Source organism: Winogradskyella sp., from assembly GCF_003712105.1.
GTDB lineage: Bacteria > Bacteroidota > Bacteroidia > Flavobacteriales > Flavobacteriaceae > Winogradskyella.
This window is the reverse complement of record NZ_RHLG01000005.1, coordinates 170310-185461: the sequence shown is the minus strand read 5'-3', so window position 1 is coordinate 185461 and position 15152 is coordinate 170310. Positions and strand designations below refer to the sequence as shown.

The following is a 15152-nucleotide window of genomic DNA, read 5'->3' as shown; positions in this document are numbered from 1 at the left end:
TTCGATAGTCTTAATGCTGTAACATTAAGATTAAACCATAACAAATGAAACTACTATCTACAATTAAATTTTTAGGATTAGCATTATTATTTAGTGTGAGTACTAGCGTCTTCAGTCAATCGTTTCAAGGTAAAGCGTTTTATCAATCCAAAACGACAGTAGACATGAGTCAATTTGCAGGCAATAGACAAGTAAGCCCTGAGCAAATGAAGAGATGGGAAGAACGTATGAAGCAATTTCTAGAAAAGCAATATGTCTTAACATTCAATAAAGAAGAGTCAATTTACAAAGAAGAAGAAACTCTAGCAGCAGGAAACTCTGGTGGTGGTTGGGGCGGATTTGCTAGCAGTTTTACTGGTGGGCCACGATATAAGAATGTAAAATCTAAAGAGATGATTCAAGATCAAGAATTCTTTGGAAAACAGTTTTTAATTACAGATGAGTTGTCAAATCTCGAATGGAAAATGGGAACAGAAACAAAACAGATAGGAAACTATACTGTGTTCAAAGCTACAGCCTCAAAAAAGGTTACTGGTTTTGATTGGAGGAGCATGCGTCGAAGAAATCCTGAAAATAGAAAAAAAGAGAATGATTCTACAAAAACGGAAAAATCTGACGACCCAATGGATGAGATAGAAATACCAGAAACTATCGAAGTTGTTGCTTGGTATACACCGCAAATTCCAATTAATCAAGGGCCTGACGAATATTGGGGTTTACCAGGTTTAATCTTAGAAGTTAATGCTGACAGAACTACAATTTTATGCACTAAGATTGTAATGAATCCTAAAGAAAAAGACAATATTAAGAAACCTGTAAAAGGGGAAGTTGTAACGCAACAAGAATACACAGAAATTACAACCAAAAAAATGGAAGAAATGCGTAGTATGTATCGAGGAAGACGCGGTGGTCGAGGAAGAAATTAAGATGCATTAATAAACGCAATCCAAAATTAACAAACCAAAACATGAAAAAAATATTTACGCTACTCGCAATGATAGTAGCTCTAACATCCTATTCTCAAATTAAACTATCTGGAGTTGTAAAAGATAGTATAGGTCAACCATTAGAGCTCGCCAATGTCATTGCTATAAATCAAGCTACCAGTGCATTAGAATCCTACGGAATTACAGATAGTAACGGTAAGTATAGACTGGCTTTAGGTAAAAATGGTAAGTACAAAGTACAAGTCACATACATTGGTATGAAGACTATCGATTTTATTTTAGAGACTAAAGAAGTAGATATCAATCGCGATTTTACAATGCAACTCGACAATGCCTTAGATGCGGTAGAACTTACTTATGAAATGCCAGTTACCATTAAAGGTGATACTATTATCTACAATGCAGATTCTTTTAAAAACGGATCTGAACGAAAACTTGGTGATGTTCTTGAGAAACTTCCTGGAGTTGAAATTAACGATAATGGACAAATTGAAGTAGAAGGAAACGTCGTACAAAAGGTCACCGTAAATGGTAAAGATTTTTTTGATGGTGATTCTAAACTAGCAACAGATAATATTCCGTCAAATGCAGTAGACAAGGTCGAAGTATTACGTAATTTTTCTGAAGTAGGTCAATTACGAAGCGTACAAAATAACCAGAATAGTGTAGCCATTAATATTAAACTTAAAGAAGGAAAAGAAAATTTCTGGTTTGGTGATGTTACTGTTGGAGCAGGAGCTGCACCATCTCCAAATGACGAGTTATATTTGGTTCAACCTAAATTATTTTATTACAGTCCAAAGTATAGTGTTAATGTTATTGGAGATTTAAATAATATTGGAGAACCAGCATTATCCAATAGAGATGTACGAAATTTTGGAGGCGGTTTTAGAGCACCAAGTAGAGATAGCGGTACTAATCTTAACTTAGGAAATAATGGTCTAAGCGGATTAACAACGGCCCAAAATGCGCAACAGGTGGAGTCTAAATTATTAGCAACTAACTTTAGTTACTCACCGAATAAGGCATTGGATTTAAGTGGGTTCTTAATTTATAATACAACACGATTAACAACACGTCAAGAGAGTTTTATTAGATATACAGATTCTGATTTAGGAATCCCAGACGAAGAAACAATTAACACTGGTCGTGAGGCTTCAGATCAAGGATTAGCAAAGCTAAGTGCAACATATAAGCCTAACCCAAATAATCAATTAGATTACGATGTATTAGCAAGATTATCTAAAGACGAAGAACGACAAACTGAAATTTCATCTGTAATTGGAACAACATCACAATTAGACGAGGTAACACCTTTTAGTATTAATCAAAACTTAAATTATTACTATACACTAAATGAAAACAACATTTTTGCTCTTGAAGCACAACATTTGATCCGTGATGAAGACCCATTTTATAATGCTATTTTAAATAATGACCCAACAAATAATGGCACACCTAATGAAGATGCCTACGACGGAACTGCTGAGGAATTAGGTTTGGATACGAGCTTGAACTTTTATAATCTAAATCAAAATCAAAACGTAAAAACAAACCAGTTAGATGCTAAACTAGACTATTACAATATTCTGAATCCAAAAAGTAATATCAGCTTTACGCTAGGAACCATATTTAGTCGTCAAGATTATAATTCTAATATTTTCCAGTTTTTAAATAATGGTAATACGCTAGATCCAACACCAACAATTAATGATTTGGATGGAAATCCATTAGGTTTAATAAATGATACACAATATAATTTTAGCGATATATATGTAGGTACTAGATACAATGTGCGCACAGGTAAATTTACCTTTAGACCTGGAGTGTCTTTACATGCCTATGGGAACCAAAATATTCAGTTTGGAAATAAGTTTGAAGATAATTTCTTTAGAGTATTACCAGAATTTGAAGCTAGAGTGCAGTTTAAAAAGTCAGAAAGCCTTCAATTTAATTACCGAATGTCTAACCAATTTACAGATGTTACTAACCTTGCTGAAGGCATTGTGCTTAACAGTTTTGATAATCTCTCTTTTGGTAATTCAGAGTTACAAAACGGATTGTCTCATAATCTATCGCTTTTCTACAGAAGTTTCAACTTGTTTAATTACACCAATGTTATAGCAAGTATTAATTACAACAAAAATATTGATCAAATCCGATCATTAGCTAATTTTAATAACGTGATTAGTACTAATACATTTTTTAACTCACAATTTGCTGATGAGACGCTTACAGCTTTCGGACGCTGGCAACGTACTTTTGGAAAAATAAGAGGTACAATGCAGGCTAGTTTCAACTATAGTTTACGTAATCAGTTTATTCAAGGTAGACAATCTGCCAATGAAACATTTACACAAACTTACAGACCTGAGATTCGCACTAATTTTAGAGAAGCACCAAACGTGAGGTTTAGATACTCGTATTCTGTGTCTAATACAGATCAAGGTACAAGAAGTACAAAGGTTATTAGAAATGCACCATCGATACGTTTTGACGCTTACATCTGGGATTCTGTAACTTTTGTAACAGATTACACATATACGAATCAGGATTTTGATGGTACCTCTGAATCATTCCAAACATGGAGTGCGCGTTTAGGTTATAGAAAAGATAGAGATGCGAAATGGGAGTTTGAAATTAGAGCAAATAACATACTTAATATTGATGCTAATATTAATAACAATGTTACCAACTTCTCTGTAATAAACTCGGCAACATTTTTACAGCCACGATTTATAACATTTAGAGCGATTTATACATTGTAAAATATCAAGACGTTATATAAAACAAAAAAGCCTTCTCAATGGAGAAGGTTTTTTATTATTCATCTCTTAGAATATGAGCAGTACATGAGACTGAAAATAACTCTGAACTAAATGTTGGAGCTAATGCCTCTCCATTAAATTCAAAATCTATAAATTCGTTAACTGATCCAGAATTTAAAACATTTAAACTTCCGTTAACCATCATGAATAGAGTAGGATTTATGATACCTTGAGAGCCTTCATAAGGTATACGGAATCCTAGTATAGCTTCGAGTTCACCTCCAGCAAAACTACCGTTAAGTTGAATGTCGATGTCTTGAGCAGGTTCAAAATTTGTAATTCTAAAATCTATAAGGCTATTATCATCAAAACTACAATTGTTATTTACAACGGTTAAATCATTATTGATACTAAGTAGTAAATCACAACTGTCATTTTGAGTTTGAGTTACTTCTAGGGTGTAAGTATAATCGTCATTGATTGTGAAAGTGATAAACTCTCTATTAAATGTATTTTCTTCACTCTCGCAAGAGGTCAAGAGCGACATACAAAGTATCAGAATTAATAGTGGTAATGATGATTTCATCCTGATGATTTTATAAAAGATACATAAATATTAAAATGGTTGCGTATAAAACAAAAAAGCCTTCTCAATGGAGAAGTTTTTTTTTATTAATTATCTCTTACTAGATGCATAAACCCAGTTATCGGAACATTATCTTCAACTAATATATCATTACCAATACCAGGCATGGCTTCGAATACATCTATAGTGCCCGTGACTAAAATTTCAACAATCTCACCAACTTCACCAAAGGTTAAAACTTCTGCTGTTCCAACAAAATTTAATCCTCTTGATTGAGAAATCCCATTACCTAATTGAATCATATTGGTTATTCGTAATTGTGCGAAAGAATCAGAACTGTTAAAATCGCCCATACCATCATCTCCATTATAGGTACCGACACCATTAAAATTATTAATATCTAAGTGCATTTCAAATGGAGAGAATGATAGTATAAAAAACCCAGCACCAAATATGTCTCCATCACTACAACCAAAATTATTATCTGTATTTAAACTTATAGGAAATGGTGCTTCAATTTGTTGTATTGGAGGATAGTTTCCTACTTGAAAAGTTATATAATTATAAGCATAGTCATTGCAAGCGGCGATTGAGCCTACATCTGTTAAAGGTGTAGAGAAATTATAAGCAATAATGTCTGAAGATTGTGATGTAGTGAAATCTACCCCAGTTAATGTAAATTCATTGGACTCGTTACATCTAACAAAATTAATTTCAAAGTTACCTAAATCACTGTTTGTAACCATATCCGCAACTTCAATACTCCCATAAGATAGTTTAACATAACCATCAGTAACAGGCTCTTGATTACAATTAGCAAATCTTCCTTTAACGGTCTCAATGGTCAAGTCTACTAGGGCTGAATTAGGAATAATAATCTCTAAATTGGAATCTGAATTAAAAGGTCCTATGGTGGATGTAAATATCTCATTAATTCCACATGCATCCACTATACTTACTACTAACTCAAGTGTTTCTCCAATTGGAACTGGTCCACATGCCTCACCATCTTCATTAGTGAATCCACCGCCAGAACCTATTGTTTGGCTTGTGATTCTAATATTTAAATTTGATAAGGGATTAGTGTCTTCATCAACAAAAGTTATGCAAAGATTTGTACCATCAAAAGGGATATCGAAATTCCAAAAGCTAAAATGTGTAACCGTACCGACATAGTTACCATTATCTAATGTGGCAGTACCTTCTTCAACCCAAACCCCAAATTCTTCATTGAAAGACCATAACGGAATTGTTGCTGGAGCATCGTTTAATAAACTTTGTGGTACTGGCGCAGAAATTTCAGCGGCTGAACCGTTAGCAAGATTTAAATCTTCACCGCTATCACCACGAAGTTCTATAGCAAGCATTCCAAAAGTCTGTAATATACGCTCCTCATTATCGGCATTGGCGGCATACAACATACCTGGCATTTGCTGTGTCATATTTTCATCATCAGGATTAAGATAATGCATAATAACACTAACGTTTCCTGAGTACGTTTCTCCATTTTCATTGACATAATTCCCGTTAAGTGTAACGCTTGTACCGTTAGATAAGCTAACAGTTTCTTGAGTGCCACTTGATACTGTACCCACATTGTTTTCTGGTAACATCATAATGAACACTTTGTTAGTGCCAGTAGTTGGCACTAGCGAACGAGAGGCATTCAAATAACCAGCTCTTTCAGCTTTTACATAAGCAAATCTCGATTGAACATTAGCATCTCTAATAATAAAAACACCATTGTTATCAGTTGTGGCATTAGAGCCACCAACACTTACAGAAACTCCAGCAATAGGATTGTTATTGGTATCTACAATTGTACCTAAAAAGTCTCGTTGAATATCAGAGCCAAAATTATCTGAAAACGTTTCTAAATCCACATTCGATACAAATACCGGGTCAGGTGTAACGCCTATACTTTCTACATCATCACAACTATGAATTGATAGGACAGTGATTAAAACAATAAATAAAATACCTGGATTAGAAAATGTCTTAGAATAATTCATAAATAGTTGATTTAGTGCTTATAAGATATATAAAGATAGAAATGGTTGCGTATAAAACAAAAAAGCCTTCTCCATTGAGAAGGCTTTTTATTACGCTTTATAGAATATTTTATATGTTAAAAGCTGCTTTCACCTTATCCACATAATCCAATTTTTCCCAAGTAAATAATTCTACTTCAAGTGTTTTAGAATTACCATTAGGCTGGATAAAGGTTTTAGATACAGTCTCATTTTTGCGTCCCATATGCCCATATGCAGCTGTTTCGCTATACATTGGTTGGCGTAATTTTAAGCGCTCTTCGATAGCTGCTGGACGCATATCGAATATCTCTGATACTTTCTGTGCTATTTCGCCATCTGTTAAATTAAATGGACAAGTGCCATAAGTATCAATGAAAATTCCCATTGGTTCTACAACACCAATAGCATAAGAAACTTGTACTAAAACTTCATCACAAAGCCCTGCAGCAACCAAATTTTTAGCAATATGTCTTGTGGCATAAGCAGCACTTCTATCTACTTTACTAGGATCTTTACCAGAAAATGCACCACCACCATGAGCACCTTTTCCTCCATAAGTATCTACAATAATTTTACGACCCGTTAACCCAGTATCTCCATGAGGTCCTCCGATAACAAATTTCCCTGTTGGGTTGATATGGTAAGTAATAGAATCATCAAAAAGTACTTGGATGTGTTCAGGTACTTTTGCCACTACTCTAGGTATTAAAATCTCTACGATATCTTTTCTGATTTTTGCTAGCATCTCTTCATCGTTTCCAAAATCATCATGCTGGGTAGAGATTACAATGGCATCAATGCGTTGAGGTGTATTGTCATCACTATACTCAATGGTTACCTGACTTTTAGAATCTGGCCTTAAATACCTAATGTCTTTATTTTCTCGTCTTAATTCTGCTAATTCTTTTAAGATAAGATGAGATAAATCTAAAGCCAGAGGCATGTAGTTTTCAGTTTCACGAGTCGCATACCCAAACATCATACCCTGGTCACCAGCACCTTGTTGATCTTTAGAGTCTCTATCTACACCACGGTTGATGTCTTCAGACTGTTCGTGTATAGCTGAAAACACACCACAAGAGTTGGCATCAAACATATACTCGCCTTTAGTATATCCTATCTTATTAATAGTATCTCGAGCTATCTTTTGTACGTCTAAATAAGTAGTAGATTTTACTTCACCAGCTAGTACAACTTGCCCAGTTGTAACGAGGGTTTCACAAGCAACTTTAGACTCTGGATCAAAGGCTAAAAAGTTATCAATTAATGCGTCGCTAATTTGATCAGCTACTTTATCTGGATGTCCTTCTGAGACACTTTCTGATGTAAATAAATACGCCATTTGTTTTAATTTATGTTGAAGATTTGACGTATTTCCGCAGGAAGTCTAACACTGTCTTTAGCATTTTTTCCAGAGGTTGCAATCAGTCAAATCATTCCTCTTATTTTTATCAGGTGCAAAAGTACATATTTCTTATAAAATAATGCACTATAATTTTCCTAGAAATAATGTTTTACGCTATACCTAAATTGTTAAATTGAATTAAATTTTTTTAAAAAGATTTGTTTTTTAAAAGTTTTATACTGAATATTTGTGTTCACAAAGTTCAAAGACTTACTGAAATGTTATCAAGAAAGGTGGAGGGAATAGACCCTGTGAAGCCTTAGCAACCCTCAGAATTACTGAGAAGGTGCTAAATTCTACTTTAAGAAGCGAATCATTTCTCGTTGATTATGGATAGATAACCAACATGCAATTACTCATCTGTAGTTGTATTATTTCTTTATAACATTTTTCTATTAAGTACACCTAAGTGGTGGATTTGACTTTTGATTTAATTCGTTATTAACTCAAAAAATTAGAAAAATGAGTACAAAAAAATTCGCAACAAAAGCGTTGCATGCAGGACACGATGTCAATCTTAATGGAGGAACAAGAGCAGTCCCAATTTATCAATCTACAGCATATGTTTTTAATGATTCTGACCATGCTGCAAATCTGTTTGCCTTGGCAGAAACAGGGAATATTTACACAAGAATCAATAACCCTACAAACGATATTTTAGAGCAGCGTCTAGCGGCTTTAGAAGGTGGTATTGCCGCTGTAGTTACAGCCTCGGGAACATCTGCCATAGCAACAAGTTTATTAACATTGTTAAAAGCAGGAGATCACATTGTAGCGTCTAATAGTTTATATGGTGGCACCTATAATTTATTGAGTGTTACTTTACCACGACATGGTATCACCACAACTTTTGTTGACCCATCTGATCCAGAAAATTTTAATAAAGCAGCTCAAGAAAACACAAGAGCTTTCTTTATTGAATCTTTAGGAAATCCAAAATTAGATGTACTAGATATTGAAGCAATTTCAAAAGAAGCTAAAGCATATAAGGTGCCTTTAATTGTAGATAATACAGTTGCCACTCCATATCTGTTAAACCCAATAGATTATGGTGCTAACATTGTTATTCATTCGCTTACAAAGTACATTAACGGTAACGGTACAGCTTTGGGTGGTGTTATTATTGATGCAGGAACTTTTGATTGGGCAAATGGCAAGTTTCCAGAATTTACTGAGCCATCACCAGGTTATCACGGATTAGTATATAGTGAAGCTCTTGAAGCAGCTGCTTTCATTGCAAAGGTAAGAATAGAAGGTCTTCGAGATTACGGTGGTGCATTGAGTCCCTTTAATGCATTTCAAATTATTCAAGGACTTGAAACTTTAGAGCTGAGAATTAAAAAACACAGTGAAAATGCACTCGAACTTGCCAAATGGTTACAAAATCAGGATGAAGTAGTTTGGGTAAATTATCCAGGATTAGAGTCTAGTAACTATAAAGCTTTAGCAGATAAATATCTTCCAGATGGTCAAAGTGGTATTGTAACTTTCGGATTAAAAGGCGGTTATGACGCGGCTAAGCATGTTGCTGATACTACAGAGTATTTCTCATTGTTAGCAAATATTGGAGACACAAAATCGTTAATTATTCATCCTGCAAGTACAACACATCAGCAGCTTTCTGATGAAGAACAAGAAAGTACGGGTGTTACTAAAGATCTTATAAGATTATCAGTGGGTATCGAAGATGTTGAAGATTTAAAGGCCGATTTAAAAGCAGCTTTTGTATCAATCCAAAGTCCAGAATTAGTATAGTTTTCCAAATTTATTAGTTAGTGTTTCAATTATTTCAAGTTGGGTATGAAATATCGTACTCAGCTTGATTTAATAGTTAAAAATTTTGCAGATGAGTGTTTTAAAGCACATTGAAATAGACCACTTCGAACTTGATTCCGGTAGAGTAATTAACTTAAGATTGAGTTACCAACATTTTGGTAAGTCTCTAAATGACGCACCAGTTGTATTAGTAAACCATGCACTAACCGGAAATTCTCAAGTATCAGGAACTAATGGATGGTGGAACTCTTTAATAGGTAATGATAAAACCATAGACACAAATCATTATGCAGTACTTGCTTTTAATGTGCCTGGAAATGGCTTTGGTGGAGTCTTAGATTCTTGCACTGAGCATTATAAAGCGTTTAAGGCTAAAGATATAGCTAGGTTATTTTTAGAAGGCTTACGACGATTACAAATAGAAAGTCTTTTTGCTATTATTGGCGGATCAGTAGGTGGAGGAATTGCTTGGCATATGGCTTTTTTAAACCCTAAAATAGCACAGCATTTAATTCCTATTGCATCAGACTGGAAAGCTACTGATTGGTTGGTAGCTAACTGTTATGTCCAAGAACGAATTTTAGAAAATTCATTAGACCCAATTGCTGATGCAAGATCACATGCTATGATGTTATATAGAACACCAGAATCTTTATCTCAGAAATTTAATAGAACTCGAGCTAAGGAGGCAACTTATAATGTAGAAAGTTGGCTTAATCATCATGGCGAAAAATTGTCGAATAGGTTTCAACTTTCAGCATACAAAATAATGAATCAGGTACTAAAAACGATTAATGTTGCAAATGATAATGAGACATTTTTAGATGCAGCAAAAGAGATAACTAGCACTATACATATCGTTACCATAAACTCTGATTTATTTTTCAAACCTGAAGAAAATTGGAAAACCTATGTGGATTTAAAACCTTTAAAAGATAACCTTAGTATCTATGAGATTAAGTCTATACATGGGCATGATGCATTTTTAATTGAGTATCAGCAATTAACTACATTTTTGAAGCCAATATTTGAAATTAAAGAAGAAAAACATGAAGACTATAAATATAGTTTTGTTCGGAATAGGTAATGTTGGTAGTACGCTTATTCATCAAATTGAAAAAGCGAAGCAAAGTTTTAACTCTAAGGGAATTGATTTAAATATTCCTGTTATTACTAATTCTAGATTTGCTTTTTTTAATGATATAGGTGATACACAAAATTGGAAAGCCAATTTTGAGCAGTCCTCTAAACCCTATGATTTAGATGAGGTTATCGAATATGGGCATAAACAGAAATTTACCAATCTAATTGCGGTAGATGTAACATCAAGCGCAGATTTTGCCCAGAGCTACATTGCGTTAATTCAAAATGGATTTCATATAGTTTCAGCTAATAAAACAGCAAACACCTTAGGCTATGATTTTTATAAAAGATTGAGAAAAGCTCTAAAAGAAAATCAGAAGCAATTTTTGTACGAAACTAATGTAGGTGCAGGTTTACCAATAATTGATATTGTGCAGAATCTTTATGTATCGGGAGATACAGTTCATAAAATCACAGGTGTATTTTCTGGCTCATTAAGTTATATTTTTAATAGGTTTTCAGAAACTAAATCATCATTTTCTGCTGTATTAAACGAGGCCAAAGAACTTGGTTTTACCGAGCCAGATGCTAGAGATGATTTGTCAGGTAAAGACGTAGCAAGAAAACTATTAATACTTGCGAGAGAATTAGGAATAACAAAGGAAATTTCAGACGTTAAAATAGAGTCTCTTGTTCCAAAACAACTCAATGGCAAGACTTCACTTAATGAGTTTAATAATAATCTAAATATTCTTGATAATATTTTCGACGAACGTAAAAACCAACAAGAAGAAGGTTTTGTTTTAAGATATGTAGGAGAATTAGATGTGTCTAACAAGAACATGGAGGTGAAGTTAATTTCAACTCATAAAGAATCTTCGTTGGGTCAATTAAATCATACTGACAATGTATTCGAAATTTATTCTGAATCTTATATTGAGCAACCATTAGTTTTAAAGGGAGCAGGGGCAGGACGTGTTGTCACTGCAAGAGGAGTTCTGAATGATATTTTTAAAGTAGCAAAACATCTAAATTAGCAATGAGCAGATTTGAAACAGATGCAATAAGAACTCAATTAGAGCGAACTCAATTTTTGGAGCATTCTAATCCGTTGTATTTAACGTCAAGTTTTGTTTTTGAAGATGCTGAAGATATGCGAGCTTCTTTTGCAGAAGAAAAAGAACGTAATATTTACAGTCGTTTTACTAATCCTAACACCTCTGAATTAGTTGAGAAAGTATGTAAGCTAGAAAAAGCAGAAGCTGGCTATGCATTTGCTACAGGTATGTCTGCTGTTTTTTCAACATTCGCTGCATTATTAAATTCTGGAGATCATGTTGTTTCGTGTCGTTCTGTATTTGGCTCAACGCATACGCTTTTTAATAAATATTTACCTAAATGGAATATAGAAACATCTTACTTTAAAGTCGATGAAGTTGACAAAATAGAATCTCTAATTCAAAAAAATACCAAGATCTTGTATGTAGAATCTCCAACAAACCCAGGAGTTGATATTCTAAATTTAGAAGCACTCTCAAAGATTGCTAAAAAGCATAACCTTTTATTTATAGTAGACAATTGTTTCGCTACTCCATACCTGCAAAATCCTATAAAGTTTGGTGCAGATTTGGTAATCCATTCAGCTACAAAACTTATCGATGGACAAGGCCGAGTTTTAGGAGGTATTACTGTCGGAAAAGCAGATTTAATTAGAGAAATTTATCTCTTTTCTCGTAATACAGGTCCAGCGATGTCACCATTTAATGCATGGGTATTATCAAAAAGTTTAGAAACGCTACCGGTACGAGTTAAACAACAATGTAAAAACGCATTAAAAGTGGCTATGTTTTTAGAAGAACACCCCGAAATAGAATCAGTGAAATATCCATTTTTAAAATCACATCCACAGTACAAACTAGCAAAAAAGCAGATGCGATATGGCGGTAATGTTATTGCTTTTAAGTTAAAAGGTGGCATAGAAAAAGGAAGAAATGTATTAGACAAAATCAAACTATGCTCACTATCAGCAAATCTTGGTGATACACGTTCTATTATAACACATCCAGCTTCAACAACACATAGTAAACTAAGTCTTGAAGATAGAAAAGAAACAGGAATTACTGATGGTTTAGTAAGACTTTCAGTAGGACTGGAACACCCAAAAGATATTATTAACGATTTAAAACAAGCTTTAAAATGAAAATGAAAAATGGTATTTTAGCTCAATGCTTTCCAAGAAAACTAAATATGGTATTAAAGCGCTAACATTTTTAGCGAGACAAGAAGGCAATCTTCCGGTAAGAATTGCGACCATTTCCGAAAACGAAAATATTTCGCTTAAATTCCTAGAAAGCATATTACTTACATTACGTAAAAATGGATTTCTTGGATCTAAAAAAGGACAAGGCGGTGGCTATTATCTACTGAAAAAGGCTGAAGATATTAAGATGACCGAAGTTATGCGTATCCTAGAAGGACCAATTGCCATGGTACCATGCGTTAGTCTTAATTTTTACGAAAAGTGCGATGATTGCCCTGATGAAAGTAAATGCTCAGTACATAATCTCATGATTAAAGTAAGAGACAACACCTTAAATGTCTTTAGAAATACGACGCTGGCAGACTTAGCAAATCAATAATTAGTTAAAATTTAATTTTTGTCAAATTTATGTTGCATACTTAAAATAATATTTTAAAATTTGTATACCCTATTAAATCGATAGGATAAAAAGAATAATTAATATGATAACAGAAATTATTGTCGACAGCAAACAAGAAGATGTTGGTAAAACAGAAGGCGAAAATATAAAGCGCAGTATAGCAAAAACGGTTAGCTGGCGCGTTATAGGAACGATTGATACCATAGTAATTTCTTGGCTAATTACAGGAACGCTAACATTAGCGTTTTCTATTGGGCTGATAGAATTGGTAAGTAAAATGCTCTTGTATTATTTCCACGAGCGTACTTGGAATAAAATTAAATGGGGTAAATAAAAACATTATGGATATAAAAGATATAAATAGTAAACTAAGTCGTGCAACACCACAGGACATAATTATTTGGGCGCTGTCGATAGCAAAAAAACCGGTGATTACAACCAATTTTAGGCCGTATGAAAGTACTATACTTCATGCTGTCACTAAAGAAAAAGAAGATATCAAGGTCATTTGGTGCGATACAGGTTATAATACACCTCAAACATATAAACATGCTGAAGAATTAAAAGAAATACTAGGCCTAAACATTTATTTATATGTACCTAAGCAAACGGTTGCTCATAGAAATGTCACTTTGGGATTACCATCTCTAGAGGACCCAAAACATGCAATTTTTACAGACCAAGTAAAGCTTGAACCTTTTAGAAGAGCCATGAAAGAACATCAGCCAGATGTATGGTTTACGAATCTAAGAAAGGGTCAAACAGCTTTCAGAGATAATATAGATGTTGTGTCTCTTAGTAAAGATGGAATTGTCAAAGTAAGTCCTTTCTATCATTATTCAGATGAGGACTTAGACCACTATTTATTGGAGCACAATCTACCAAACGAAATCAAATACTTTGACCCAACAAAACAGTTGGCAAATAGAGAATGTGGACTACACATTTAACACAATCAAAATGAAGACAAATACAGCACATATTAACCCATTAGAACATGAAGCTATTTATATTTTTAGAGAAGTAGCTGCACAGTTCGAAAGGCCAGTACTTTTATTTTCAGGCGGAAAGGATTCTATAACATTAGTTCGCTTAGCTCAAAAGGCTTTTTATCCAGCTAGTATTCCATTTCCATTACTGCATATAGATACAGGGCATAATTTCCCTGAGACGATTCAATTCAGAGATAAGCTAGTAGAAGAACTCGGCTTAAATCTCATTGTTCGTCACGTGCAAGATGCTATAGACGATGGTAAGGTAAAAGAAGAATCTGGACGATATGCAAGCAGAAATTCATTACAAACTACGACACTTTTAGATGCTATTGAAGAGTTTGATTTCGATGCCTGTATTGGTGGTGCAAGGCGTGATGAGGAGAAGGCTCGTGCTAAAGAACGTGTATTTTCTGTTCGCGATGATTTTGGACAATGGGATGAAAAAAACCAACGCCCGGAACTATTCGATATACTTAATGGCCAGATTGAGTTAGGACAAAATGTACGTGTATTTCCAATTTCAAATTGGACTGAACTTGATGTTTGGTCATATATTCAAAAAGAGCAAATAGAAATTCCTTCCATCTACTTTGCACATACCAGAGCTACGTTTTTGAGAGATGGATTGATATGGTCTTCTAATGACAATATTGTTTATCGAGATGAAGATGAGCTGGTCGAAGAACGTCAAGTGCGTTTTAGAACCGTTGGTGATATGAGCTGCACTGCAGCAGTACTATCAAGTGCTACAAATATTGAAGCCGTAGTAGCTGAGATTAAAGCTTCGACAATTTCAGAACGTGGCGCACGTATCGACGATAAACGCTCCGAAGCCGCTATGGAAAAAAGAAAACAACAAGGATATTTTTAAAACCTGAAAGAATTAAAAGAGCGGAAGA

At 34.1% G+C, this 15152-nt stretch carries 13 protein-coding genes and 1 riboswitch; of the genes, 10 read left to right on the top strand and 3 right to left on the bottom strand.

Annotation, left to right across the window (positions count from 1 at the left end):
- The first annotated feature begins 44 nt into the window (after positions 1 to 44).
- The gene (locus ED556_RS12255) at positions 45 to 926 is read left to right on the top strand and encodes a GLPGLI family protein (RefSeq protein ID WP_296324235.1); all 882 of its coding nucleotides are present in this window, start codon (positions 45 to 47) and stop codon (positions 924 to 926) included.
- Positions 927 to 967: 41 nt separating this feature from the next.
- On the top strand, positions 968 to 3715 hold the full coding sequence (locus ED556_RS12250; protein WP_296324232.1) for a TonB-dependent receptor: 2748 nt from the start codon (positions 968 to 970) through the stop codon (positions 3713 to 3715).
- Between the two features lie 55 nt (positions 3716 to 3770).
- Here the strand turns inward: ED556_RS12250 and ED556_RS12245 are convergent, their stop codons facing one another.
- From ED556_RS12245 to metK, 3 genes are all read right to left on the bottom strand, one after another.
- Positions 3771 to 4301, bottom strand: coding sequence for a hypothetical protein (locus tag ED556_RS12245; protein ID WP_296324228.1), 531 nt, complete (start codon positions 4299 to 4301; stop codon positions 3771 to 3773).
- 86 nt (positions 4302 to 4387) lie between these two features.
- Positions 4388 to 6313 (bottom strand): hypothetical protein, encoded by a 1926-nt coding sequence (locus ED556_RS12240; protein ID WP_296324225.1) that lies wholly within the window; start codon positions 6311 to 6313, stop codon positions 4388 to 4390.
- 109 nt (positions 6314 to 6422) lie between these two features.
- The gene (gene metK / locus ED556_RS12235) at positions 6423 to 7676 is read right to left on the bottom strand and encodes a methionine adenosyltransferase (protein ID WP_296324222.1); all 1254 of its coding nucleotides are present in this window, start codon (positions 7674 to 7676) and stop codon (positions 6423 to 6425) included.
- 281 nt (positions 7677 to 7957) lie between these two features.
- Positions 7958 to 8083, top strand: a riboswitch (SAM riboswitch).
- A gap of 118 nt (positions 8084 to 8201) precedes the next feature.
- Here metK and ED556_RS12230 point away from each other — a divergent pair.
- From ED556_RS12230 to cysD, 8 genes are all read left to right on the top strand, one after another.
- A complete protein-coding gene (locus ED556_RS12230) occupies positions 8202 to 9494 on the top strand; it encodes an O-acetylhomoserine aminocarboxypropyltransferase/cysteine synthase family protein (RefSeq protein WP_296324220.1) in 1293 nt (430 codons plus the stop codon).
- A 91-nt stretch (positions 9495 to 9585) separates the two neighbouring features.
- Positions 9586 to 10602 carry an alpha/beta fold hydrolase gene (locus ED556_RS12225; RefSeq protein ID WP_296324218.1) on the top strand — a complete coding sequence of 339 codons (1017 nt, stop codon included), beginning with the start codon at positions 9586 to 9588 and terminating at the stop codon, positions 10600 to 10602.
- On the top strand, positions 10565 to 11635 hold the full coding sequence (locus ED556_RS12220) for an aspartate kinase (RefSeq protein ID WP_296324215.1): 1071 nt from the start codon (positions 10565 to 10567) through the stop codon (positions 11633 to 11635). The genes ED556_RS12225 and ED556_RS12220 overlap by 38 nt, the downstream gene beginning before the upstream one ends.
- A gap of 2 nt (positions 11636 to 11637) precedes the next feature.
- Entirely contained in the window at positions 11638 to 12798 is a 1161-nt protein-coding gene (locus ED556_RS12215) for an aminotransferase class I/II-fold pyridoxal phosphate-dependent enzyme (protein WP_296324213.1), read from the top strand.
- A gap of 25 nt (positions 12799 to 12823) precedes the next feature.
- The gene (locus ED556_RS12210; RefSeq protein WP_296324210.1) at positions 12824 to 13237 is read left to right on the top strand and encodes an Rrf2 family transcriptional regulator; all 414 of its coding nucleotides are present in this window, start codon (positions 12824 to 12826) and stop codon (positions 13235 to 13237) included.
- 103 nt (positions 13238 to 13340) lie between these two features.
- Positions 13341 to 13592, top strand: coding sequence for a DUF2061 domain-containing protein (locus ED556_RS12205; RefSeq protein ID WP_296324208.1), 252 nt, complete (start codon positions 13341 to 13343; stop codon positions 13590 to 13592).
- Between the two features lie 7 nt (positions 13593 to 13599).
- Positions 13600 to 14208 (top strand): phosphoadenosine phosphosulfate reductase family protein, encoded by a 609-nt coding sequence (locus tag ED556_RS12200; RefSeq protein ID WP_296324206.1) that lies wholly within the window; start codon positions 13600 to 13602, stop codon positions 14206 to 14208.
- A 10-nt stretch (positions 14209 to 14218) separates the two neighbouring features.
- The gene (gene cysD, locus ED556_RS12195; protein ID WP_296324204.1) at positions 14219 to 15124 is read left to right on the top strand and encodes a sulfate adenylyltransferase subunit CysD; all 906 of its coding nucleotides are present in this window, start codon (positions 14219 to 14221) and stop codon (positions 15122 to 15124) included.
- Positions 15125 to 15152 lie beyond the last annotated feature (28 nt).

What these genes read in the sequence shown, in the direction of transcription:
- ED556_RS12210 (WP_296324210.1), top strand. Translation starts at nt 12,824, where the DNA reads ATGCTTTCCAAGAAAACTAAATATGGTATTAAAGCGCTAACATTTTTA.
- ED556_RS12200 (WP_296324206.1), top strand. Translation starts at nt 13,600, where the DNA reads ATGGATATAAAAGATATAAATAGTAAACTAAGTCGTGCAACACCACAG.
- ED556_RS12255 (WP_296324235.1), top strand. Translation starts at nt 45, where the DNA reads ATGAAACTACTATCTACAATTAAATTTTTAGGATTAGCATTATTATTT.
- ED556_RS12225 (WP_296324218.1), top strand. Translation starts at nt 9,586, where the DNA reads ATGAGTGTTTTAAAGCACATTGAAATAGACCACTTCGAACTTGATTCC.
- ED556_RS12245 (WP_296324228.1), bottom strand. Translation starts at nt 4,301, where the DNA reads ATGAAATCATCATTACCACTATTAATTCTGATACTTTGTATGTCGCTC.
- ED556_RS12250 (WP_296324232.1), top strand. Translation starts at nt 968, where the DNA reads ATGAAAAAAATATTTACGCTACTCGCAATGATAGTAGCTCTAACATCC.
- ED556_RS12230 (WP_296324220.1), top strand. Translation starts at nt 8,202, where the DNA reads ATGAGTACAAAAAAATTCGCAACAAAAGCGTTGCATGCAGGACACGAT.
- ED556_RS12220 (WP_296324215.1), top strand. Translation starts at nt 10,565, where the DNA reads ATGAAGACTATAAATATAGTTTTGTTCGGAATAGGTAATGTTGGTAGT.
- ED556_RS12215 (WP_296324213.1), top strand. Translation starts at nt 11,638, where the DNA reads ATGAGCAGATTTGAAACAGATGCAATAAGAACTCAATTAGAGCGAACT.
- ED556_RS12205 (WP_296324208.1), top strand. Translation starts at nt 13,341, where the DNA reads ATGATAACAGAAATTATTGTCGACAGCAAACAAGAAGATGTTGGTAAA.
- metK (WP_296324222.1), bottom strand. Translation starts at nt 7,676, where the DNA reads ATGGCGTATTTATTTACATCAGAAAGTGTCTCAGAAGGACATCCAGAT.
- ED556_RS12240 (WP_296324225.1), bottom strand. Translation starts at nt 6,313, where the DNA reads ATGAATTATTCTAAGACATTTTCTAATCCAGGTATTTTATTTATTGTT.
- cysD (WP_296324204.1), top strand. Translation starts at nt 14,219, where the DNA reads ATGAAGACAAATACAGCACATATTAACCCATTAGAACATGAAGCTATT.